The sequence below is a fragment of the Rathayibacter sp. Leaf248 genome (assembly GCF_920939495.1).
Taxonomy (GTDB): Bacteria; Actinomycetota; Actinomycetes; order Actinomycetales; family Microbacteriaceae; genus Rathayibacter; species Rathayibacter caricis.
Map to the genome: position 1 here is coordinate 311,443 of NZ_CAKLAV010000002.1, position 20,949 is coordinate 332,391.

A 20,949-nucleotide genomic window follows, 5' to 3' on the forward strand; every position below is an offset into this window, starting at 1 on the left:
CATGGACCAGAGCACTCACGCGAGCACCGTGCAGAACCGGCTCGTGATCGTCGTCCGGGCGGATCCGGTGATCTGCGGCCACTCGGTCGAGGCGCGCAACCTGGCCGAGACGGCTCGCGAGAGCGGCTTCGACGAGGTCCGCATCGTCACCTGGCCGATCGAGCGCCTCGAGGCGGCGGGCCTGCCGCTGAAGCCGCTGGACGCGGTGCTGCCCTACAGCGACGGCATCATCGTCGAGCGACCGGCCCCGGTGGGCGACTACAAGGTGCCGGACGGCCGCTACCTCGCCGGCATGATCGGCCGCCTGGTCGAGCTCTTCACCGACGGCGTGCCCACCGTCTGCCTCTCGCTCTACCTCAGCCCCCACACGATCGCGGTGGCGGATGCGCTGCGCGCGGCCTGGAGCACCGGGCTCCCCGTCGACGTCACCACGGTCGCGGAGGCGGTCGGCTCGGACGTCACCAACGTCGTCCGCCGGGCCGTGGAGGAGGGGCGCCTGGGCGCCGCCGCCCACATCTTCGCCTCCTACCTCTCGCAGGACCACTGCGTCGCGGTGTCGGAGTACACCCGCGACCTCATCGTCGAGGAGGCCGAGCGGATCGACGCCGCGCACGGCACCCGCTTCGCCGAGCAGTGCCGCGCCCGCATCGAGATCTCGTACCCGGCGATCGACTCCGACGCCTACTCCGACCTCGACCCGGTCGCCCTCGAGGACCTCGTGCGCGCCCGCGGACTGCGCAAGGACGGCTACGTGCTGTTCCTCTCCCGCCTCACCGAGGCCAAGGGAGTCGAGGACCTCATCGCCGGCTACGAGCGCAGCCGCGTGCACGAGCAGCACGAGCTCGTCATCGCGGGACGCGGTCCCCAGGAGGCGGAGCTGCGCCGGATCGCGGCGGCGTCACCGCTGGCGCACCGCATCCGCTTCCTCGATGACGTGGGCGACGCCGAGAAGCCCTACCTGATGGCCGGATGCTCGGCCTTCGTGCTGCCCAGCAAGCCGCGCCCGGAGTTCGTCGAGACCTTCGGCATCGCGCTCGCCGAGAAGATGCTCGCCGGAGGCGGCCCCGTGATCACGACGCTCACCGGCGGGATCGGCGAGGCGATCGGCGAGCACGCGTTCATCACTCCCGTCGAGGACCCGGATGCGATCGCCGCTCTGCTGGACCACGCGATCCTCGAGCTCGACGACGCCGAGCGGGCACGCCTCGCGGTGGCTGCGCGCGAGTACGCGTTGCGCTTCGACCGCCGGGCCGTGTTCGACCGGCTGTTCGCGCGGCTGCCGCTGTCGGTGCGACCGGAGCCGGCGCTCTAGCGGCGCCGAGGTCAGCGCCGGTCGCGTCGCTCCAGCGCCTCCTGCGACTCCGGCGCGATCTCGGACGGCAGCGAGAGCCGGTAGCGCACGAAGCGGAGCGTGAAGCTGCGGCGCTCGGTCCCGGCGGGACTCGCGGTGCCCTCGAGGCGTTCGGCGAGCACGCGGATGCCGAGGACGGCGACGATCCGCCACTGCTCGAGGCCGCCCGAGGTGACGGCGGTGAACACCGCTCCGGGGTGCGCGAGGTCCTGCGCGGGCGCCGCGGCGGTCTGGTCGACGGCACCGCCGTCGGTGCCGTCGGTGCTGTCCGTGTCGTCGGTGTCCGTGTCGTCGGTGCTGCCGCTCGTGCGGGAGGTGGTGTCGAGGGTCATGTCGCCGGGCTCCTGAGGGGTGGCGGACCTGATCACGGCGCGTCGGATGCGTCTCGAATCCGGGCGCCGGCCTCGGGCAGGGGGACCCGGGCCGGCGACCGGCCATGCGTGCGGTGCGAGGACGAGCCCGCCGGAACGTCCCCTGCACCGCCCTCGAAGTGTAGGGCTCGTCATTACCCGGTGGCGGGAAATGTCAACCACCTTCGAGCGAATTGCGAGGAAGAGCGATCCGTGCTGTACCCGGACGCGACGAAGGCCCGCTCCAGAGAGGAGCGGACCTTCGTGGGTGCTGCTGCCGGATCGGCTCGTCGATCGGGAGTCGTCGGATCCGGGGGAGTGGTGGCCGGTGGGGCTAGGCGGCGGGCTCGGCGCGGCGCAGCGGCACGGCGGCCTGCGTAGCGGGCTCGGGCACGATGCGCAGGCCCGCTCCGCTGTTCGCCCGCTCCATCAGCGACTCGACCCACTCCGGGTTGATCGTGGGCTGGCGGCTGCCCTTGAACTCGAACTGGATCGGGATGGTCGGGTGCATCCAGACCCCGCGGCGGCCGGTGCCGGCCTGGGGGGAGGCGTCCAGGGTCAGCAGGAAGCGCTCGTCACGGCGGAACTTGTTGATGATCACGATCTGGAGGTGGGCGAGAGCCCGGTCCTCGACCTCGATGGCGGCGGGAGGCGTTCCGTACAGGATGTTGCCCATGATCTTCTCCGATCAGACGAGTGGGTGCGGTCCGATCAGCATATCGCTAGACAGGCTTCCTACTAGTCAAGCTAGCTAACAGCACCAGGGGGATTGACCGGATGCCGCTCCGCCGATAATGCCCCGCCCCGTGTCGAAGAGGATGCGCCAGGCCTTGTGCGCACGACGGATCGACGGTATCGCCCGGAGGTGAACGGAGATCGAGAACTCCGAGTCGGCGGAGCGGGGTCGCGGGCGACCTCAGGCGCGTCGGCGCTCCTGCGTGCTGTCCACGAGCTCGTCGGCGAAGGCCTGGTCGGCGAAGGCGATGTCGGCCGTCTCGGTCGGGTTCTCGACGATGTCCCGCATCGTCTGGAGGAAGCGGATGATCGTCCCCGCCTCGGTCGCGTCGAGCCTCTCGGCCGCTTCGAGCATCCGGCGGTGCATCTCGTCGAGCGTCTCGCGCACCTCGCGGTGGGAGGTGGGGGTCGCGACGATGCGGATCGCGCGGCGATCGCTGGGGTGGGGCTGTCGCACGACGTGACCGCTCTTCACGAGCCGGTCGATCAGCACGGTCGTCGACGCGGAGGAGATGCCGAGGTAGGCGGCGAGGTCCTTCGGGCTCACGTGCTGGCCGGTCTGCTGACGGCGCATCAGGAACTGCACCGCGAGCAGGTCGTTCTCGCCCATGCCCATCGATCCGCGCGTGCGGCGGCGCATCGCGGTCTCGGCGGTCCGGAAGGCTCGCATCGCGGCGAGGACCTCGACGGCTCCGGGCTCGCTCGTCTCGCCCGGGAACCAGAAGGCTCCGGGTCGAGGGGTCGCGACGTCGTCCATGCAGGACAGTCTAGACAGTCGTGTAGCAAGAACATCTAGTGATCGGGAACCCCGGGCGACCGGCTTGTGCGGGAGCGGTCCGTACCGATAGAACTCTCATAGCTAGTTAGACAAGCTAGCCATTTCGGCGGAGGGCGGTGCGACGTGATCGAGACGGTCGACCTCCTGCCCCCGGGCACCGTCGCGGATCCGCTCCTCGGAGCGACCCTGGCCGGGCGCTACCTGGTGCTCGAGCGCATCGGCGAGGGCGGCAGCGCCACCGTCTACCGGGCCCGTGACCAGCGCCTCGCCCGTCCCGTCGCCGTGAAGGTGCACCGCGCCGTCGCCGACACCCCCAACGAGCGCTCGCGCCGCGAGCGCGAGATCCGCCTGCTCATCGACTCCCGCCACTCGGCCGTCGTCGAGATCCTCGACCAGGGCGAGATCGCGCACGAGGAGGGCGAGCTGTCGTACCTCGTCCTCGAGTACTTCGACCCCGCCGACCCGGCCGCCGCCTGGTTCTCCTCCTCCGACGAGCGGATGATCGCCGAGGTCGGCGCTCAGGTCGCCGACGCGCTCGCCCACCTGCACGCCCGCGGAGTGCTCCACCGCGATGTGAAGCCCGAGAACGTCCTCGTGCGCTCGCGGCCCGTGCCGGCCGGCGCCTCCCTCCGCGAGGCGAAGCTCAGCGACTTCGGCATCGCCCGCGCAGTCGACGACGCCCGGCTGACCCGCCCCGACCTGCTCGTCGGCACTGCCGGCTACCTGAGCCCCGAGAGCGTGGGAGCCGGCCCCGTCGGTCCCGCCTCCGACGTCTACTCCCTCGGTCTCGTGCTGCTCGAGGCGCTCTCGGGCCGCCGCGCCTACGAGGGCACCACGCTCGAGATCTCGTTGCAGCGGATGCACCACGCACCGGTGGTGCCCGCGAACGTCCCCGAGCGCTGGCGCCCGCTGCTGGCCGCGATGACCGCGCTCGACCCGGCCGAGCGGCCCTCGGCGTCGGCCGTCGCCGACCAGCTCTGGACCGGGCTGCAGGGCGGACCGGTCACGGCCCCGGCGCGGATGCGCCTGCACGGGCTGCTCGCGACCGTCGCCGCCGTCGCGGTGGGAGCGCTGTCGGCGCTGTCGCTGACGCACGTCCTGGGCTGATCCAAGGTCCGGGCTGATCCGCGGTCCGGACCTATCGGCGTCCGGCTCAGGTCCTCCGGAGCCGGGGTGCCGTAGTCTCCCGGCCATGAGCCCCCGTCGACTCTTCCGCGTCCTCTCGATCGTCGAGGCGGTGACCTGGACCCTCCTGATCGTCGGCATGCTGCTGAAGTACGCCGTCGGCGTCGGCGACTGGCCCGTCAGCGTCGCCGGTCCGATCCACGGCTTCGCCTTCCTGGCCTACGGCGCCGCCGCTCTCGTGCTCTCGGTCAACCAGCGGTGGTCGATCGGAGCGACGGTCCTCGCGGTCGCCAGCGCGGTGATCCCGTACGCCACCGTGCCGCTCGAGCGCGGCTTCGAGCGCCGCGGGCTCCTCGAGGGCGGCTGGCGCCGGGTCGCCGGCGACGACCCGCGCGATCAGCGGATGACGAGCAGGCTGCTGCGCTGGGCGCTCGTGCGGCCCGTGCTCGCCGGGGCGCTGGTGCTCGCGGCCGTGGCCGTCGTGTTCACGGCGCTGCTGATCGTCGGTCCGCCCGGGGGCGGCGAGGCGTAGGGATCCGCGGTCAGGCCGCTCGGCGCGCTTCGGCGTCGATCAGCACGACGGCCGCGCGGCGCGCCTGCAGGGCCGCTTCGGGCGTCCCGGCGATCGCGGCGGTCGTCTGCGCGCCCTCCGCGAGGATCGCGAGCTGCGCCGCCAGCTCGGCGTCGCCTCCGATCTGCTCGGCGAGCTCGGCGAGGAAGCGCTGGAACGACGCCTTGTGCTCGCGGGCGAGCTGCGCCACGGCCGGATTCGAGGAGCCCAGCTCGCCGAAGGCGTTGATGAACCCGCAGCCGCGGAAGGTGTCCTCCGAGAACCAGTCGAAGAGGAAGTCGTAGATCGCGAGCAGCTTCTCGCGCGCGCCGTCGGATCCGGCGACCCGCGCGGTGACACCGGCGGTCCAGGCGTCGTGCCGGCCGTGCAGCACGGCCACGACGACGGCCTCCTTGCTCGGGAACTCCGCGTAGAGGCGCTTCAGCGAGACGCCCGCGGCGGTGCGCAGCTCGTCCATGCCCACCGACAGGATCCCGCGCTCGTAGTAGAGGCGGTCGGCCGCGGCCAGGATCGCTGCGCGCGGGGACGGGATCGCTGCGCGCGGAGACGGGGCCTCGGCGCGCGACGAGGTCGTCGTGACGTCGGGATCGGCGGTGGGCGCGGGCATCCTCCCATCGTACGCGCCGAGGGAACGCGCGTTCTCGGACCGACGGGAACCGGCTGCCGCGATGTCGGCGACCGGTGCTAGCGTCGGCCGCGCCCGGGCCTTCCCGGGCCGCGATCCCGGAGGGGGAACGGCATGGTCCTGGCGATGCAGGCTGACGACTACTCGGGCGCCTCGCTGCGCGCGGTCGAGGTGGAGCTCGGCGAGCCGGGGCCCGGAGCGGTGCGCGTGCGCGTCCGCGCGGCGGGAGTGAACCCCTCCGACGCCAAGCTGCTGCGGGGCGTCTTCGGGCAGGGCCGCACTCCGGTGCGCCCGGGCTCCGAGGTGTCGGGAGTCGTGACCGCCGTCGGCGAGGGCGCCGTCGGCCCGCTCGGTCCGCTGCACGTCGGCGACGAGGTCGTGGCCTTCCGCGTCGCAGGTGGCTGGAGCGAGGAGCTGATCGCGCGGGCGTCCTCCGTCCTGCCCAAGCCCGCCGGGCTCGGCTGGGAGGCGGCGGCCGGGCTCCTGCTGACCGGCACCACGGCCGTGCACCTGCTCGAGGCGGTGCGGGTCGCCGCCGGCGAGACCGTGCTCGTGCACGGGGCGAGCGGAGCGGTGGGGAGCCTGCTGGTGCAGCTCGCGGTCGCCCGTGGCGCGCGGGTGCTGGGCACGGCGGGTGCCGGGGGTGAGGCGGTCGTCCGGCGCTTCGGCGGCGAGCCGCTGGCCTACGGGCCGGGTCTCGAGGAGCGCGTGCGGGCAGCGGCTCCCGGCGGCGTCGACGCCGCCCTCGACACCGCGGGGACCGACGAGGCCCTCGACGTCTCGGTCGCCCTGATCGCCGACCGCTCCCGCATCGCCACCATCGCGGGCTTCGAGCGCGCCGAGCGCCTCGGCGGCGTGCTGCGGCTGGGCGGGGGAGCCGGCGCCGATCCCGGCACCGCGCTCCGCGACTCCGCCCGCGCCTCCCTCCTCGACGCGGCGGGCCGGGGGGAGCTCGAGGTCGTCCTCGCACCCTCGTTCCCGCTCGCCGAGGCGGCCGCAGCCCTCGAGCTCGTCGCCTCCGGCCGCGCTCGCGGCAAGGTGGTGCTGGTCCCCTGAGCGAGGTGCGCACCCTCGAGCTGCGGGCGAACGGGCCGGTCGACCTCCCGGCGACCGCGAACCTCCTCCGGAACCACGCGCTGCCCGGAGCCGAGCGGGTCGCCGACGGCGGCCGCCGGCTCGAGCGGCTGCTGAGCATCGGCGGTCGCCCGCGGCTCGTCGGGCTCGAGCCGACGGGCTGGGGCGCCCGCGTCACCGCCGAGGCCGACGCCCTCGACGCTGCGGCGGCGCTCGTGCGGGCCTGGCTCGATCTCGACTCCGACGTCGAGGCGATCGGCCACTCGCTGTCCGTCGATCCGCTGCTCGCGCCCTCCGTCGCCGCGCGGCCGGGGCTGCGCGCCGTCCGGTATCCCGAGGCGCTCGAGGCCGCGGTCGTCGCGGTGCTCGGCCAGCAGGTGTCGGTCGCGGCGGCGCGGACCTTCGGCGGCCGGGTGGTCGCGGCCTTCGGCGGTGCCGGCGAGGCGGGGCTGCGGTCGTTCCCGACTCCGGACGCCCTCCTGTCCGTGCCGCTCGAGGAGCTGCGCTCGGCCGTCGGAGTCACGAACGCCCGAGCGCGCACCGTGCGGGCCGTCGCGAGTGCGTTCGCGGACGGGCTGGTGCTCGACCCCGACGCCGACCTGCCGCAGCAGCGGCGGGCGCTGCTCGCGATCCCGGGGATCGGCCCGTGGACGGCCGACTACCTCGCGCTGCGGTTCCTCGGCGACCCCGATGCGTTCCCCGCGGGCGACCTCGTGCTGCGGCGCGCCCTGGGCGGGGTGACGACCGCGGTCGCCGACGCGCTGTCGGAGCAGTGGCGGCCGCATCGCGCGCACGCCGCGTTCCACCTGTGGGCCTCGACCGGGGCGATCTGAGGGCGGCGCGCCCGGCGTCCTCTAGCTCAGGTACTCGACGTCGTCGTAGTGGAACGGCGCGTCCTCGGCGTCCGGGTCCTCGGCCGGCACGTCCTCGTGCTCGAGGATCACGGCGACTCCGGGGGAGACCAGGACGCAGACCTCGCGCTCGCCGGCGACGGTGAAGCTCACCATGTCGCCGTGATCGCGGACCGCCTGGACGAGGCGCTTCTCGAGGGCCTCCGTGTCGAGCTCCAGGCTCAGCAGGAAGCGGCGTCCGTCGATGCTGAGGACCGTGCGTCTCATCGTGTCCTCCTGCTCCGCTCCGCCACCGCGCGACGAGCGACCGGGGGTGACCGCCTTGACGCGCAGCGAGGCGGCGTGCATCCGGATGACGGCGTTCATGTGCTCTCCGGCCGGGACTCGTGGTGACGGCGGCCCGCCGTTCGACGGTCCTCCTTCATCTCGGACTCGAAGAGGTGGCGGCGGCCGTCGGCGAGCTCGTCGCGGGCGGCGCGCTCCTGCTCGCGGAACGCGCTGTAGTAGGTGTCGTCGTAGTCCTCGACGATCTGGAAGGTCCAGCGGCCCTCGATGACGTTGCGGCCGACCAGCTGCGACTCGAGGCGTTGGGCGACGTCGTCGTGCCCCGCCTCGCGGAACGCGTCGACGGCCTCGCCGAGCGCGAGGTCGGCGGCTCCGGTCAGGCGGTGGAAACCGTAGAGGAGGCCGCGGGCGTGCTCGACGGTCTCGAGCGCCTCCGAGAGCTTGCCCAGTGCGGCGACGGTGGCGTCGTCGAGCCCGGCCGGGCGGAGGTGCGCGGTGTCGGGGTTGTCGTGCGAACCGGTCATCTCAGTGAGCTTAGGCGGACCATACTTCGCTGCCACCCCCTTGCGCCGGGCTCGCGAAACGTCCCGGAACGAGCGCGCGGGGGTTCGTCAAGGCCCTCCCCGAACCCGACGGGCGTCGCTTAGCGTCGCGTCATCGGGCCCCCCGAGCGACGACGTGGTCGCGGGGTCCGGCGATCGGGAGGCACCGTGCTCGGCTTCGGAATCGAGGAGGAGTTCGTCCTGCTGGACGCCACCGGCCTGCATCCGCTGGACCTGGGGAACGCGGTCTACTCCGAGTTCTTCGGCGACCCGAACTTCGGCGGGTGCCTCGGCCGCGAGTTCCTCGCCTGCCAGCTCGAGTTCACCTCGCCGGTGCTGCGGAGTCTCGCCGAGGCGCACTCCTGCCTGTCGAGGTTCCGCTCCCGGCTGACCGCGACGGCCGCGGCGTTCGACGCTCTCGCGGCCGGCGTGGGGGTGCCGTTCGCGTCGTCGGGGCAGCCGGCGCTCTCTCCGGAGCCGCGCTACCGAGCAGTAGGGGAGCGGATGGGCGCGCTGATCGACGAGCACCGGGTGCAGGCGCTGCACGTGCACGTCGAGGTCCCCGGCCGCGACGCGGGAGTGGCGGCGCTCAACCGGCTCCGGATCTGGCTGCCGACGGTGCTCGCGCTGTCGGTCAACTCGCCGTTCCGCTCGGAGGCCGACACCGGCTTCGGCAGCTGGCGGAGCGTGGCGCTGCGCCGGTGGTCGACCGCCGGATGCCCGCCGCGGTTCGCGAGCGCCGACGACTACGACCGCCGCGAGCGCGCGCTGATCGGCCTCGGGGCGACGGTCGACCGCGGAGCGATCGCCTGGCAGGCGCGGCTCTCGTCGCGCTACCCGACGCTCGAGATCCGGGTCGCGGATGCGCAGCTCGATGCGGCCGACGCCGTGCTGATCGCGGGGATCTGCCGCGCTCTCGTGCGCTCGGCGCTCGACCGGGCCGAGGGCGGGGAGCCGTGCTCGCCGATCGCCCCCGAGCTGCTGGACGCGGCCCTCTGGCACGCGGGCCGGTTCGGTCTCGACGGCACCCTGCTCTCGCCCGGCGAGGGCCGCGCCCTGCCGGCCGCCGAGGTCGTGGCCGAGCTGCGCGAGTGGATCGACGGGGCTCTGCACGACCTCGGCGACGCGGAGGCGGTGGACGACGGACTGGAGCGGCTGGCGCGTCTCGGCACGGGCGCCGCTCGGCAGCGCCGGGCCTTCGCGGAGGGGGGCACGCGCGGGCTGAGCGAGCTGCTGGGCACACCGGGCAGCCCCGCACCGCGGAGCCTGCTGCGCGAGCTGTCGAGGAGGCGGGACTAGAGGGACGGTGCGGTTCGCGGCACGGCCGGTGCCCGCGGCGGCAGCTCCACGAGCCGGACGTCGTGCAGCGCGCCGGCCTCGGCGACCGCGGTGAGGTAGGTGCAGGCCGGCTGACGGCGTCGATCCGTCGGCGAGCCCGGATTGAGCAGGCGCAGGCCTCCCGGGCTCACCGAGTCCCAGGGGATGTGGCTGTGGCCGAAGACGAGCACGTCGGCGTCGGGGTGCGCGGCGTCGGCCCGCGCCTCCCGGCCGCTCGCGGCGCCCGTCTCGTGGATCACGGCGACGCGCAGACCGCCGACGACCGCGTGGGCGACCTCGGGCAGGCGGGCGCGCAGCCCCTCCGGATCGTTGTTGCCCCAGACGGCGAGCAGCCGCGGCGCCCGGGCCTCGAGGGCGTCGAGGCTCGCCTCGTCGACCCAGTCGCCCGCGTGCACGACGAGATCCGACTCGTCGACGGCGCGCCAGACCTCCTCGGGCAGCTCCTTCGCCCGCTTGGGCAGGTGCGTGTCGGCGAGCAGCAGGAGGCGGACCGGTCCGTCGAGGCGCGGGGGAGCGCCGGTGGCGTCCGGGACGAAGAGGGCCATCAGCGCCCCGGGGTCGGCTCGACCCCGCCCTCGGCGCCCGGCTGGTCGGGACTGATGGTGCGGTCCAGGCGCTCGTCCAGAGCGTCCAGCGCCGGCACGAACCAGAGGTGGTCGCCGCCGTTGGACTCGACGACGAAGTCGTGGAAGGCGCTCGACTCCGAGACCGCCGCCGTGATGTCTCCGACCACCACGAGGCGCTTGCGGTAGTCGACGAGTGTCTGCACGAAGCCGCCCGCGATCCCCGAGCGCAGGTGGAAGAACTCGGGATCCAGACGCCCGACCGGCACGACGACCGTCTCGACCTCGACCTCGTAGCTGCCGCCGACGAGCGCGAGCGCGTCCTCGGGGGTGGAGAGGGCGGGACCGTCGTCGTCGACGAGGAGGAGGGGGACGCCCTGACGGGTCTCGGTGCGCATCGTCCCAGTCGATCACGGCGGAGTCGGGAGCGCCAGGGTCCGCCGGCGGGCACCCGGCCCCTGTGCTCAGCCCTGCGCCCGGAAGCCGCGCAGGCGCAGGCTGTTGAGCACCACGAACACGCTCGAGAACGCCATCGCCGCGCCGGCGACGAGCGGGCCGAGCACTCCGGCCATCGCGAGCGGGATCGCCGCGACGTTGTACGCGAAGGCCCAGAAGAGGTTGCCGCGGATGATCCCGAGGGTCCGCCGGCCCAGCCGGAGCGCGTCGGGCACCCGGGCGAGGTCGTCGCCGACGAGCGTGACGTCGCTCGCCTCGATCGCGGCGTCGGTCCCGGCGCCCATCGCGATGCCCAGATCGGCCGCGGCGAGGGCTGCCGCGTCGTTCACTCCGTCGCCCACGAGCGCGACGCTGCGGCCCTCGGAGCGCAGGCGCTCCACGACCGCGAGCTTCTCCTCCGGGAGCACGTCTGCGATCACCTCGTCGATGCCGACGGCCGCGGCGGCCGCTGCGGCCGCGCGGGGGTTGTCGCCGGTGAGCAGCAGCACGCGGAGCCCGCGGGAGCGGAGCGACGCCACGGCGCGGGCGGCCTCGGGTCGCGGCTCGTCGCGCAGCACCGCCAGACCGCGGAGCTCGCCGTCCCAGCCCACGCCGACCACGGTCCCTCCGCTGCCTCCGGCCCGCTCGGCCTGCTCGGCGAGCGCTCCGGGCGCGAAGCCCCACTGCTCCTCGAGCCAGCGGAGGCGGCCGGCGACCACGAGTCGGCCCTCGACGCGGGCGCGGACGCCGAAGCCGGCGCTGGCGCGGAACCCGCTCGCCTCGGGCACGTCCAGGCCGCGCTGCTCGGCGCCCCGGACCAGTGCCGCCGCGAGCGGGTGCTCCGAGCCGCGCTCGACGGCGGCGAGCATCCGCAGCGCTTCGTCGCCGCTGGACTCGACGACCTCGAAGGCGCCGGTGGTCAGGGTGCCGGTCTTGTCGAACACGACCGTGTCGATCTTGCGGCCGGCCTCGAGGACCTCGGGTCCGCGGATCAGGATGCCCAGCTGCGCGCCGCGGCCGGTGCCGACGAGCACCGCGGTCGGAGTGGCGAGGCCCAGCGCGCACGGGCAGGCGACGACCAGCACGGCGACGGCGGGCGAGACGGCCGCCGCGAGGTCGGCGCCGGTGAGCAGCCAGCCGACGAGGGTGGCGAGCGCCAGTACGACGACGACGGGCACGAAGACCGAGGAGACGCGGTCGGCGAGCCGCTGCACCCGCGCCTTGCCGGCCTGGGCCTCCGAGACGAGGCGGCCCATCCGGGCGAGGACGGTGTCGGAGCCGACGCGGTCGACCCGCACGGTCAGCACGCCGTGGGCGTTGAGCACGCCACCCGCGACGACGACGCCCGGGCCCACCTCGACCGGCACGCTCTCGCCCGTGAGCATGCTCGCGTCGATCGCGCTCGAGCCCTCGAGCACGGTGCCGTCGGCCGCGACGACCTCGCCCGGCCGCACGCGGATCCTGTCGCCGACCGCGAGCGACGCCGCGGCGACCCGCTCCTCGGAGCCGTCCGCGGAGAGGCGCACCGCGTCCTTCGCGCCGAGGTCGAGAAGGGCGCGCAGCGCCGCTCCGGCGTCGCGCTTCGAGCGGGCCTCGAGGGAGCGGCCCGCCAGGACGAAGACCGGCACCGCGGCCGCGACTTCGAGGTAGATCTCGTCGTGGCCCGAGCGCGAGCCGAGCAGCTCGAACGGCATGCTCATCTCCGCTCGACCCGCATCGCCGAGGAAGAGGGCGTACAGCGACCAGCCGAACGCGGCGAGCACGCCGAGGCTGATCAGCGTGTCCATGGTCGTGGAGCCGTGCCGCAGCGCCGTCACCGCGTTCCGGTGGAACGGCCAGGCGCCCCAGACGGCCACCGGGGCCGCGAGCGCCAGGCACAGCCACTGCCAGTTCGCGAACTGCAGCGGAGGGATCATCGACAGCAGGACGACGGGCGCGGCGAGCAGGGTCGAGACGCCCAGGCGGGTGCGGAGGGTGCGGCGCTCGAGGTCGGCGGGGTCCGAGGCGGCCGGCTCGGCGCTCTCGCGGGCGGGCACCGTGGCCGTGTAGCCCGCCGCCTCCACCGCGGCGATCGCGTCGGCGGCCGTCATCCCCGCGGGAAGCACGACCGTGGCGCGCTCGAGCGCGAGGTTCACGGTGGCCGTGACTCCGGGCAGTGCGACGAGGCGCTTCTCGACCCGGGCGACGCACGACGCGCAGGTCATGCCGCCGATCGCGAGCTCGAGCGCGGCGGGAGCGGTCGTGCCGGACGATCCGGGCGCGTCGGGCGAGGGCACGTCAGGAGAGGGGTGCGAGGCGGTAGCCGGCGTCCGCGACGGCGGCCGCGATCTCCTCGCGGCCGAGCGGGCGGAGCGAGCCGACGGTGACGGACGAGACGCCCTCGGGGGAGAGCGAGACGTCGACGCCGGTGACCTCGGGGTACGCGGCGAGCTCCTCCGTGACGCTGCGGACGCAGTGCTCGCAGGTCATGCCGGCGACGCCGAAGGTCTGCACGGAGGGGGCGGCCATCGAGGTCGAGGCGCCGCGCGATCCGCCGTGGCCGCCGCAGGCGCAGCCGCCGGTCGCGCCGCAGCCGCAGGAGCCGCCGGACGGCGCCTCCGCGGTCGTCTTGGCGGTCAGGCCGAGGTCGAGTCGAGTGGTCATGCCGGTGCTCCTCGTGGTGACGGCGGGGTCGGCGCCGTAGTGATCAGATACCCCAGGGGGGTACCCCTATCGTAGGTCGGAGCGGGCTCCCGGGCAAGACGCGGGGCGGCGGGGGAGAATCGGGAGGGACAGCGCAACCGGAGGAGGGGACGTGGACGCAGGTGCACCGCCGCCGTGGGGCGCTCCGCCCCGGGAGTCGACCCGGGGTCCCGTGCGGGCCGCGCCGCTCCCGCCGCGCACGCGGTTCGAGCCCACCGGGCTGCTCACCTCGCCCGGCGAGCTGCTGCGCCTGCGCGAGAGCGTCCGGGCACGCATCCACCACGCCGCTCCCGCCCGGCAGCGCCGACTCGCCGAGCTGGCCGACGTGGGCGAGGGCTTCACGATCCTGGGCGCCCGCGAGCTCGAGCGCTCGCTGCGCCGGGCCGCCGCCCCCGCCGCCGCGAGGCGCCCCGACCCGGTCTCGGTCGTCGTGCTGGGCTCCGACGGGCCGGCGCTCGCCGCCGAGCGCTCCGACTCGCTCCGCATCGCGCTCTGGGAGGACGTGGTCTCGGTGCAGGTCGCGACGGTCGCCCTCGGCGCCCGGCGGGTGCGCGCCCTCGCCCTGGGAGTGCTCGCCCCGGGCCGCCGTCGCCGACGCACCGTGCTCGTGCCCCTCGTCGTCGCCTCGCCCGGTCCGCTCGGCTGGACCGTCGCCGACGACCGCTCCTTCCTCCGCGCCCACGACCGCCTGCTCGCGGCCCGGCCCGGGAGCGGCCGGTGAGGGCGCGGGCGCCGTACCTGCTCGCCGCCGTGGCGGCCCTGGCGCTCGGCCTCGCCCTCCGCTTCCTCCTCGTCGGGCTGCCGGCCGATCTGGCGGGCGGGGTCCTCTACGTCGTCCTGATCGCACTCCTGGTGGCGGCGTGCCTCCCGCGACTCGCGGGCGTGCCCGCCGCGGGCATCGCCCTCGCCTGGTCGATCGCGATGGAGCAGCTGCAGGCGATCGGAGTCGCCGCGCGGCTCGTCGAGCAGTGGCCGCCGCTGCGCCTGGTCCTCGGCACGACCTTCGCCTGGCTCGACCTCGTCGCCTACGTGCTCGGCGCGGTGCTCGCGGCGGCGGTCTTCACGGCGCTCGGCCCCCGGAGGCGTCCCGATGTCGACCGGACCCTCGTCTAGGGTGAGCGGGATGGAGGCCCAGCAGAGCACCGTCGAGAACAGCGGCACCGTCGAGCAGAGCGGCACCGGCGAGCAGAGCGGCCGCGACCGGCACCCCCGCGACCGGCACCACCGCGATCGCCGCACGGACCGCCGCATCCCCGAGCCCGTCGACCGCTTCGCCACGGGCGAGGACTTCCCCGAGTACCGGGTGGACCTCGAGCGGATCCGATTCTCGCCCTACTTCGCGCGGCTCTCCGCCGTCACCCAGGTCATCTCGCCCTCGGGGGTCGGGCAGGTCGTGCACAACCGGCTGACGCACTCCATCAAGGTCACCGCCGTCGCGCGGGCGATCGCCATGCAGCTCACCACCACCGATCCCGGCCAGCGCGACCTGGTCGAGCGGCTCGGCGGCTGCGACCCGGTGGTCGTGCAGGCCGCGGCGAGCGCGCACGACCTGGGGCACCCTCCGTTCGGCCACCTCGGCGAGCAGGCGCTCGACCGCCTCGCGCGCGAGCGGCTCGGGCTCGAGGAGGGCTTCGAGGGCAACGCGCAGTCCTTCCGGATCCTGTCGGAGCTCGACGTCTGCGAGACCGTCGAGGCCGGGCTCAACCTGACCGCCGCCTCCCGCGCCGCGGTCCTCAAGTACCCCTGGGGCAGGACCGTCTGCCGGCCCGACATCGCGTCGGCCGACCCCACCGAGCTGCCGCGCGGCTCGACCGCGAGCCGGTGGGAGACCGCGCCGCCCAAGTTCTCGGCCTACACGCTCGATCTCGACGACCTGCTCGATGCGCGGGGCGTCTTCGAGGCCATCGCCCCGTGGCAGCAGACGCTCGAGTGCTCGGTGATGGACGTCGCCGACGACATCGCCTACTCGCTGCACGACCTCGACGACTTCTACCGGGCCGGAGTGCTCCAGCAGGCCGCGGTCGCCGTCGAGTTCCGCGCGTTCCTCCGCGAGCAGAACGCGCTCGCCGCCCTCGACGCGGGCGAGCTCTGGGCCCGCGCGCCCGGGCACTCGCTCGAGATGCTGCGGCGCCGGCTCGTCGCCCGCGACCCGTGGATCGCCAGCGACGAGCACTTCCGCTCTTCCGTCGAGCGGGTGTCGACCGAGCTCGTCGAGGGACTGCTCGCGGTGCCGTTCGACGGCTCCACCCGCACGGAGCGGGCGATCGAGGCGTTCGTGTCGTCCTGGATCGGCCGACTGCAGCGCTCGGTGCTGGTGCTCGCCGAGCCGAACGTCCGCTCGGGGCACGTGTCGCTGCTCCCGGACGCCTGGCACGACGTGGCGGTGCTCAAGTTCGTGCACACCCGCTTCGTCATCGACCGCCCCGACTTCGCGACCTACCAGCGCGGGCAGTCCCGTGTGCTCGAGACGCTCGTCACCCACCTCGACGACTGGCTCGACGACCCGCGCGACGGCTCGCGCGCGCCGCAGAAGCTGCTCGACCTCATCGAGCTCGCCACCGACGGGTACTTCCGCCTGCGCGCCGACCGGCCCGAGTGGCTGCCCGCGGGGGAGCGCGGGAGGCCGCGCGTGGATCCGGAGTCGCTGCAGCGGCTGGGCCGCGCCCGCGGCATCGTCGACTACGTCGCCACGCTGACCGACGAGCAGGCGATGGCGCTCGCCGCACGGCTGCGGGGCGACCGCGAGCCGTGGGCGATGGGCACCTGAGCCGTCGCGTCCGGGGAGGTTGACAGCGGGCTCCCGGTGTGGCCGTCGGCCGCGATCCGCGCGGGGACGGGGGAGAGGCGGGTCGGAGGGGGTTCCCCTCGCACCCAGCCGCCGTCCAGGATTCACGGAGTGAACGAAAGCGTAAAATCATCGCGGCACCTGCCACGATCGACAACTCGACAGGGAGTTCCGTTGGACGGAAACGCAACGACCACGCACCGCAACGTCGCGTTGCTGTCCGTCGCGACCACGATCGCTCCGAACGTCACGACCTCCGAGGAGATCGACGCGCGCCTGGCGCCGGCCCTGAAGCGGCTGCGGCTGCCCACCGGCCTCCTCCAGAGGGTCGCCGGAGTGCACGAGCGCCGCAATTGGGGCGCCGGCCAGACCTTCGACGCCGCGGCGATCGACGCCGGCCGTCGCGCGCTCGAGGAGGCGGGGGTGCGGCCGGACCAGATCGGCCTCATCATCAACACCTCCGTCACCCGCAAGCACCTCGAGCCCTCCGTCGCCGTGCGCCTGCACCACGGCCTCGGCCTGCCGTCGTCGGCGATCAACTTCGACATCGCCAACGCCTGCCTGGGCTTCGTCAGCGGCATGACGCTCGCGGCGCAGCTGATCGACTCCGGCCAGATCCGCTACGCGATGATCATCGACGGCGAGGACGCCGACGAGATCCAGGTCAACACCATCGAGCGCCTGAGCCGCGACGGAGTCTCGCGCAAGGACTTCATGAGCGAGTTCGCCAGCCTCACCCTCGGGTCGGGCGCGGCGGCCGCCATCCTCGGCCCCGCCGACGCGCACCCCAAGGGGCACCGCCTCCTCGGCGGCATCACCCGCGCCGCGACCCAGTTCAACGAGCTCTGCGTCGGCAGCGTCGACGGCATGTTCACCGACGCGAAGGCCCTGCTCAAGGGCGGCATGGAGCTCGTCGTCTCCGCCTGGAAGGAGGCGAAGCGCGACTGGAAGTGGAGCGGCATGGACCGCTACATCATGCATCAGGTGTCCGAGGTGCACACGAGCGCGCTGGTGAAGGCCGTGGGCCTGGACCGCGATCGCGTCCCCACGACCTACGCGACGCTCGGCAACGTCGGCCCCGCCTCCATCCCGATCACCCTCGCGCAGGAGTCGAAGACCCTGCAGCCCGGCCACCGCGTGCTGCTGATGGGCGTGGGCTCGGGCATCAACACCGCGATGCTCGAGATCGCCTGGTGACCCCGACCGCCGGCACCCATCCGGCCGCGCGGATCCGCTCCGCGCTCGGCTCCACCGCGCCGGCGCAGCTGCCGCCGCCCGGGCTGGAGGGGCTGGACCCGTCGTGGTCGCGGCTCGTCGACGCTCCGGACGCGCACGGCGCGACCCGGCGCTGGCACCTGCTCGACACGCTCGACGCCCTCGGCACCGAGCCCGTCGGCACGATCCTCTGCGTGCACGGCAACCCGACCTGGTCCTACCTCTGGCGCCGCCTCGCCGCCGAGACCCTCGAGACCGCACGGAGCGGCGGGCCCGCCTGGCGCGTCGTCGCCGTCGACCAGCTCGAGATGGGCTTCTCGGAGCGCTCGGGCGCGCTGCACACCCTCGCCGACCGCGTCCGCGAGCTCTCGAACCTCACCGACGTGCTGGGCCTCGACCACGACGTCGTCACCCTCGGGCACGACTGGGGCGGAGTCGTCTCGCTCGGCTGGGCCGTCGACCACCCCGACGCGCTCTCGGCCGTGATGCTGCTCAACACCGCCGTGCACCAGCCCGACGGCGAGCCGATCCCCGCGCCGCTGCGCCTGGCCCTCGCGTCGGGGATCCTCGGCGCCTCCACGGTCGGCACTCCGGCGTTCCTCGAGACCACGCTCGCGATCGCGCATCCGGCCCTCCCCGCCGCCGTGAAGGAGGGGTACCGCGCCCCCTACCGAGGAGCGGAGCGACGGGGCGGGGTCGGCGGATTCGTCGCCGACATCCCGGTGGACGCCGTGCACCCGAGCCACGGCGAGCTGACCCGCATCGCGGGCGGTGTCGCGGAGCTCGCCGTCCCCGCGCTGATGCTCTGGGGCCCGCTCGACCCGATCTTCTCGGACCGCTACCTCGACGACCTCGTCACCCGCCTGCCGCACGCGCAGGTGCACCGCTTCGAGGGCGCCGGCCACCTCGTCGCCGAGGACGTCGACTACGCCCCGGCCGTGCTGACCTGGCTCGGCGACGCCTTCTCCGAGACGGGAGCCGCTCCGGACGTGCGTCGTCCGACGGCGCCGATCGAGCCGCTCTGGCGCCACCTCGAGACGCACGCCGACGACGACGGTCTCGCGCTCGTCGAGATGGCCCCGCCGAGCGGCGACGGCCCGCGCCGCGTCTCCTGGCGACTGCTCTCGCGCCGGGTGCACGAGCTGGCCGCGGGGCTCCGCGCCTCGGGCGTGCGCCCGGGCGACCGCGTCTCGCTCCTGGTGCCGCCGGGTGCCGATCTCACCGCTCTGCTCTACGCGTGCCTGCGCATCGGAGCCGTCGTGGTCGTCGCCGACGCCGGGCTGGGCCTGAAGGGCCTCACCCGCGCCGTCCGCGGTGCCTGGCCGGATCTCGTGGTCGGCGCGCTCCCGGGCCTGACGGTCGCGCGCGCCCTCGGCTGGCCGGGCGGACGCGTCTCGACGCAAACGCTCCCGCGCGCGTCCGCGGCGGCCCTCGGCGTCGACTCCTCGATCGGCCAGCTGATCGAGCTGGGCCGCGCCGAGCTCGCCGCCGATCCCGAGCTGCTGGCCGAGGCGCCCGCGGCCGACGACGTCGCCGCGATCCTCTTCACCTCGGGCTCGACAGGGCCTGCGAAGGGCGTCGTCTACACGCACCGCCAGCTCGCCGGCGTCCGCGACGCCCTTGCCCGCCAGTACGGCATCGGCCCCGGGACCGGGCTCGTCGCCGGGTTCGCCCCGTTCGCCCTGCTGGGCCCCGCGCTCGGCGCCCGCTCCGCAACTCCTGACATGGAGGTCACGGCACCGCGCACGCTCACGGCCACCGCGGTCGCGTCGGCCGCCGCGCAGGTCGAGGCGACCGTCGTGTTCCTCTCGCCCGCGGCGCTCGCGAACGTGGTCGCCACCGCGGAGGAGCTCACCTCCGACGACCGCCGGGTCCTCGCGGAGGTGCGGACCTTCCTCTCGGCCGGAGCACCCGTGTCCGAGGGCCTGCTCGCGCAGGCGCAGGCGCTGATGCCGAACGCGTCGGCGCGCACCCCCTACGGCATGACCGAGGGGCTGCTCCTCACCGACGCGTCGCTCGAGGGCATCCGCGAGGCCGCCACCGACGACGACCCCCGCGGCGGCGTCTGCGTGGGCGTGCCCGCGGCGGGCGTGCGCGTGCGCATCGCTCCGCTCGACGCCGACGGCCGCGCCGCCGACTCCTTCGACGAGCTGGTCGGCACGACCGGCGAGATCGTGGTCTCGGCCGGGCACGTCGAGGACCACTACGAGCGGCTCTGGCTGACCGACCGGGCCGCGCGCATCGGCGCCGTGCCCGGTGAGCGCTGGCACCGCACCGGCGACGTCGGGCGCGTCGATTCCGACGGCCGGCTGTGGGTCGAGGGCCGACTGCCGCACGTCGTCGTGACCGCCGAGGGCGTCGTCACTCCCGTCGGCCCCGAGCAGCGGATCGAGGCGCGCGTCGCCGCGGTCGCCCGCGCCGCGATCGTCGGCGTCGGCCCGCGCGGCACCGCGCAGCTCGTCGCGGTCGTCGAGCGGAGGGACGCCGTCGCGCGCACGCGCCTCGCCGATCCGGCGCTCGCCGCCGACATCCGGGCCGCGGTCGGCGCTCCCGTCGCCGCCGTGCTGGTCGTGCCGGCGCTGCCCACGGACATCCGGCACAACTCCAAGATCGACCGTGCGGCGCTCTCGCGCTGGGCGGGTGCGATCCTCGCCGGCGGACGGATGACGGCACCGTGACGGTCCTGGTCACGGGAGCGAGCGGGCTGCTCGGAGGAGCGGTCGCCGCCCTCCTCGCCGCGCAGGGTCACGAGGTCCGCACCTTCCAGCGCCGCCCCTCCGGAGTCGCCGGGGTCGAGGACGCGCGCGGCTCGCTGACCGACCCCCGTGCGGTGGCGGAGGCGCTCGAGGGCGTCGACGGCGTCGTCCACCTGGCCGCCAAGGTGTCGCTCGCCGGCGACCCGGGGGACTTCGACCGCGTGAACGTCGACGGCGTGCGCCGCCTCCTCGCCGCCGCCCGACGGGCCGGAGTGGTGCGCTTCGTGCAGGTGTCGTCGCCGTCGGTGGCCCACGCGGGCTCCTCCATCACGGGGGACGACGCGGAGCCGGCCGACCCCGAGCACGCGCGCGGCGACTACGCCCGCACGAAGGCGCGGGGCGAGCTGCTCGCCCTCGCCGCCGACGCTCCCGGATTCGCCGTGGTCGCGGTGCGGCCGCACCTGGTGTGGGGTCCCGGTGACACGCAGCTCGTGGCCCGCATCGTCGAGCGGGCGCGTGCCGGGCGCCTGCCGCTGCTGGGCGACGGGCAGGCCCTGATCGACTCGACCTACCTCGACAACGCCGCCTCGGCGATCGTCGCCGCCTTCGACCGGGCCCCCGAGGTGCACGGGCAGGCCTACGTGGTCACGAACGGCGAGCCGCGCCCGGTCGCCGAGCTGCTCGCGGGCATCTGCCGCGCCTCCGGAGTCGAGCCGCCGCGCTGGTCGGTGCCCGCCTCCGTCGCGCGCGTCGCCGGCTCGCTCGTCGAGCGGATCTGGGCGGTGCGCCCGGGCGAGGACGAGCCTCCGATGACCCGGTTCCTCGCCGAGCAGCTCTCGACCGCGCACTGGTTCGACCAGCGCCGCACCCGCGCCGATCTGCGGTGGGCGCCGGCCGTGACGCTCGACGAGGGCCTCGCCCGGCTGGCGGACGCGGCCCTCTGACGCC

The 20,949-nt window shown here is 74.7% G+C and carries 22 protein-coding genes; 12 read left to right on the plus strand and 10 right to left on the minus strand.

Translation table 11 applies throughout. From position 1 onward, the window contains the following. The first annotated feature begins 1 nt into the window (after nucleotide 1). Nucleotides 2-1,312 carry a glycosyltransferase gene (locus LRG51_RS14485; RefSeq protein ID WP_230673324.1) on the plus strand — a complete coding sequence of 437 codons (1,311 nt, stop codon included), beginning with the start codon at nucleotides 2-4 and terminating at the stop codon, nucleotides 1,310-1,312. 11 nt (nucleotides 1,313-1,323) lie between these two features. Here LRG51_RS14485 and LRG51_RS14490 read toward each other — a convergent pair whose 3' ends face one another. The 3 genes from LRG51_RS14490 to LRG51_RS14500 all read right to left on the minus strand — a co-directional run bounded on the left by LRG51_RS14490 (nucleotide 1,324) and on the right by LRG51_RS14500 (nucleotide 3,193). Beyond that, on the minus strand, nucleotides 1,324-1,683 hold the full coding sequence (locus tag LRG51_RS14490; RefSeq protein ID WP_055790315.1) for a hypothetical protein: 360 nt from the start codon (nucleotides 1,681-1,683) through the stop codon (nucleotides 1,324-1,326). 352 nt (nucleotides 1,684-2,035) lie between these two features. After that, a complete protein-coding gene (locus tag LRG51_RS14495) occupies nucleotides 2,036-2,377 on the minus strand; it encodes a DUF7882 family protein (protein ID WP_055790318.1) in 342 nt (113 codons plus the stop codon). 240 nt (nucleotides 2,378-2,617) lie between these two features. Next, complete coding sequence (locus LRG51_RS14500; protein WP_082481196.1) at nucleotides 2,618-3,193, minus strand: MarR family winged helix-turn-helix transcriptional regulator; 576 nt, start codon at nucleotides 3,191-3,193, stop codon at nucleotides 2,618-2,620. Nucleotides 3,194-3,337: 144 nt separating this feature from the next. Here LRG51_RS14500 and LRG51_RS14505 point away from each other — a divergent pair, with 144 nt between their 5' ends. Both LRG51_RS14505 and LRG51_RS14510 read left to right on the plus strand, forming a co-directional pair. Next, nucleotides 3,338-4,321, plus strand: a complete 984-nt coding sequence (locus LRG51_RS14505; RefSeq protein ID WP_230673326.1) for a serine/threonine-protein kinase — start codon at nucleotides 3,338-3,340, stop codon at nucleotides 4,319-4,321. Nucleotides 4,322-4,406: 85 nt separating this feature from the next. Then, nucleotides 4,407-4,871 (plus strand): DUF3817 domain-containing protein, encoded by a 465-nt coding sequence (locus LRG51_RS14510; RefSeq protein ID WP_230673328.1) that lies wholly within the window; start codon nucleotides 4,407-4,409, stop codon nucleotides 4,869-4,871. A gap of 10 nt (nucleotides 4,872-4,881) precedes the next feature. Here LRG51_RS14510 and LRG51_RS14515 read toward each other — a convergent pair whose 3' ends face one another. After that, complete coding sequence (locus tag LRG51_RS14515) at nucleotides 4,882-5,517, minus strand: TetR/AcrR family transcriptional regulator (RefSeq protein ID WP_230673330.1); 636 nt, start codon at nucleotides 5,515-5,517, stop codon at nucleotides 4,882-4,884. Nucleotides 5,518-5,649: 132 nt separating this feature from the next. Here LRG51_RS14515 and LRG51_RS14520 point away from each other — a divergent pair, with 132 nt between their 5' ends. Together LRG51_RS14520 and LRG51_RS14525 are read left to right on the plus strand one after the other, a co-directional pair. Continuing rightward, nucleotides 5,650-6,591 (plus strand): NADP-dependent oxidoreductase, encoded by a 942-nt coding sequence (locus LRG51_RS14520; protein WP_230673332.1) that lies wholly within the window; start codon nucleotides 5,650-5,652, stop codon nucleotides 6,589-6,591. A gap of 5 nt (nucleotides 6,592-6,596) precedes the next feature. Next, nucleotides 6,597-7,442 (plus strand): DNA-3-methyladenine glycosylase family protein, encoded by an 846-nt coding sequence (locus LRG51_RS14525; protein ID WP_230673334.1) that lies wholly within the window; start codon nucleotides 6,597-6,599, stop codon nucleotides 7,440-7,442. Between the two features lie 21 nt (nucleotides 7,443-7,463). Here the strand turns inward: LRG51_RS14525 and LRG51_RS14530 are convergent, their stop codons facing one another. Continuing rightward, on the minus strand, nucleotides 7,464-7,826 hold the full coding sequence (locus LRG51_RS14530) for a hypothetical protein (protein WP_230673336.1): 363 nt from the start codon (nucleotides 7,824-7,826) through the stop codon (nucleotides 7,464-7,466). After that, on the minus strand, nucleotides 7,823-8,269 hold the full coding sequence (locus tag LRG51_RS14535) for a hypothetical protein (RefSeq protein ID WP_230673338.1): 447 nt from the start codon (nucleotides 8,267-8,269) through the stop codon (nucleotides 7,823-7,825). Before LRG51_RS14535 ends, LRG51_RS14530 begins: the two co-directional genes overlap by 4 nt. 186 nt (nucleotides 8,270-8,455) lie before the next feature. Here LRG51_RS14535 and LRG51_RS14540 point away from each other — a divergent pair, with 186 nt between their 5' ends. Continuing rightward, nucleotides 8,456-9,586: a carboxylate-amine ligase gene (locus LRG51_RS14540; RefSeq protein WP_055790332.1), complete on the plus strand. Its 1,131-nt coding sequence runs from the start codon at nucleotides 8,456-8,458 to the stop codon at nucleotides 9,584-9,586. On the opposite strand, the gene LRG51_RS14545 is transcribed toward LRG51_RS14540, so the two are convergent. The 4 genes from LRG51_RS14545 to LRG51_RS14560 all read right to left on the minus strand — a co-directional run bounded on the left by LRG51_RS14545 (nucleotide 9,583) and on the right by LRG51_RS14560 (nucleotide 13,266). Beyond that, the gene (locus LRG51_RS14545) at nucleotides 9,583-10,170 is read right to left on the minus strand and encodes a metallophosphoesterase family protein (RefSeq protein WP_230673339.1); all 588 of its coding nucleotides are present in this window, start codon (nucleotides 10,168-10,170) and stop codon (nucleotides 9,583-9,585) included. The two genes, LRG51_RS14540 and LRG51_RS14545, sit on opposite strands and share 4 nt — an antisense overlap. Next, nucleotides 10,170-10,586, minus strand: coding sequence for a DUF4180 domain-containing protein (locus LRG51_RS14550; protein WP_055790338.1), 417 nt, complete (start codon nucleotides 10,584-10,586; stop codon nucleotides 10,170-10,172). Before LRG51_RS14550 ends, LRG51_RS14545 begins: the two co-directional genes overlap by 1 nt. Before the next feature lie 66 nt (nucleotides 10,587-10,652). Beyond that, nucleotides 10,653-12,827: a heavy metal translocating P-type ATPase gene (locus tag LRG51_RS14555; protein WP_230674072.1), complete on the minus strand. Its 2,175-nt coding sequence runs from the start codon at nucleotides 12,825-12,827 to the stop codon at nucleotides 10,653-10,655. Nucleotides 12,828-12,900: 73 nt separating this feature from the next. Then, nucleotides 12,901-13,266: a heavy-metal-associated domain-containing protein gene (locus LRG51_RS14560; protein ID WP_230673341.1), complete on the minus strand. Its 366-nt coding sequence runs from the start codon at nucleotides 13,264-13,266 to the stop codon at nucleotides 12,901-12,903. 151 nt (nucleotides 13,267-13,417) lie between these two features. Between LRG51_RS14560 and LRG51_RS14565 the strand changes: the two genes are divergently transcribed. From LRG51_RS14565 to LRG51_RS14590, 6 genes are all read left to right on the plus strand, one after another. Further along, nucleotides 13,418-14,026: a hypothetical protein gene (locus LRG51_RS14565; RefSeq protein WP_230673343.1), complete on the plus strand. Its 609-nt coding sequence runs from the start codon at nucleotides 13,418-13,420 to the stop codon at nucleotides 14,024-14,026. Next, nucleotides 14,023-14,418, plus strand: coding sequence for a ribosomal maturation YjgA family protein (locus LRG51_RS14570; protein ID WP_230673345.1), 396 nt, complete (start codon nucleotides 14,023-14,025; stop codon nucleotides 14,416-14,418). Before LRG51_RS14565 ends, LRG51_RS14570 begins: the two co-directional genes overlap by 4 nt. Nucleotides 14,419-14,428: 10 nt before the next feature. After that, nucleotides 14,429-16,072 (plus strand): deoxyguanosinetriphosphate triphosphohydrolase family protein, encoded by a 1,644-nt coding sequence (locus LRG51_RS14575; RefSeq protein WP_230673346.1) that lies wholly within the window; start codon nucleotides 14,429-14,431, stop codon nucleotides 16,070-16,072. Nucleotides 16,073-16,264: 192 nt separating this feature from the next. Next, on the plus strand, nucleotides 16,265-17,287 hold the full coding sequence (locus tag LRG51_RS14580; protein WP_055790347.1) for a 3-oxoacyl-ACP synthase III: 1,023 nt from the start codon (nucleotides 16,265-16,267) through the stop codon (nucleotides 17,285-17,287). After that, nucleotides 17,284-19,983 carry an alpha/beta fold hydrolase gene (locus LRG51_RS14585; RefSeq protein WP_442966667.1) on the plus strand — a complete coding sequence of 900 codons (2,700 nt, stop codon included), beginning with the start codon at nucleotides 17,284-17,286 and terminating at the stop codon, nucleotides 19,981-19,983. Before LRG51_RS14580 ends, LRG51_RS14585 begins: the two co-directional genes overlap by 4 nt. Further along, nucleotides 19,980-20,945: an NAD-dependent epimerase/dehydratase family protein gene (locus LRG51_RS14590; RefSeq protein ID WP_230673348.1), complete on the plus strand. Its 966-nt coding sequence runs from the start codon at nucleotides 19,980-19,982 to the stop codon at nucleotides 20,943-20,945. The genes LRG51_RS14585 and LRG51_RS14590 overlap by 4 nt, the downstream gene beginning before the upstream one ends. The last annotated feature ends 4 nt before the right edge of the window (nucleotides 20,946-20,949 follow it).

Bases quoted from the DNA above. Each gene is read 5' to 3' on its own strand.
- LRG51_RS14485 (WP_230673324.1), top strand. From the start codon at position 2: ATGGACCAGAGCACTCACGCGAGCACCGTGCAGAACCGGCTCGTGATC.
- LRG51_RS14490 (WP_055790315.1), bottom strand. From the start codon at position 1,683: ATGACCCTCGACACCACCTCCCGCACGAGCGGCAGCACCGACGACACG.
- LRG51_RS14495 (WP_055790318.1), bottom strand. From the start codon at position 2,377: ATGGGCAACATCCTGTACGGAACGCCTCCCGCCGCCATCGAGGTCGAG.
- LRG51_RS14500 (WP_082481196.1), bottom strand. From the start codon at position 3,193: ATGGACGACGTCGCGACCCCTCGACCCGGAGCCTTCTGGTTCCCGGGC.
- LRG51_RS14510 (WP_230673328.1), top strand. From the start codon at position 4,407: ATGAGCCCCCGTCGACTCTTCCGCGTCCTCTCGATCGTCGAGGCGGTG.
- LRG51_RS14515 (WP_230673330.1), bottom strand. From the start codon at position 5,517: ATGCCCGCGCCCACCGCCGATCCCGACGTCACGACGACCTCGTCGCGC.
- LRG51_RS14520 (WP_230673332.1), top strand. From the start codon at position 5,650: ATGGTCCTGGCGATGCAGGCTGACGACTACTCGGGCGCCTCGCTGCGC.
- LRG51_RS14530 (WP_230673336.1), bottom strand. From the start codon at position 7,826: ATGAACGCCGTCATCCGGATGCACGCCGCCTCGCTGCGCGTCAAGGCG.
- LRG51_RS14535 (WP_230673338.1), bottom strand. From the start codon at position 8,269: ATGACCGGTTCGCACGACAACCCCGACACCGCGCACCTCCGCCCGGCC.
- LRG51_RS14545 (WP_230673339.1), bottom strand. From the start codon at position 10,170: ATGGCCCTCTTCGTCCCGGACGCCACCGGCGCTCCCCCGCGCCTCGAC.
- LRG51_RS14550 (WP_055790338.1), bottom strand. From the start codon at position 10,586: ATGCGCACCGAGACCCGTCAGGGCGTCCCCCTCCTCCTCGTCGACGAC.
- LRG51_RS14555 (WP_230674072.1), bottom strand. From the start codon at position 12,827: ATGACCTGCGCGTCGTGCGTCGCCCGGGTCGAGAAGCGCCTCGTCGCA.
- LRG51_RS14560 (WP_230673341.1), bottom strand. From the start codon at position 13,266: ATGACCACTCGACTCGACCTCGGCCTGACCGCCAAGACGACCGCGGAG.
- LRG51_RS14575 (WP_230673346.1), top strand. From the start codon at position 14,429: ATGGAGGCCCAGCAGAGCACCGTCGAGAACAGCGGCACCGTCGAGCAG.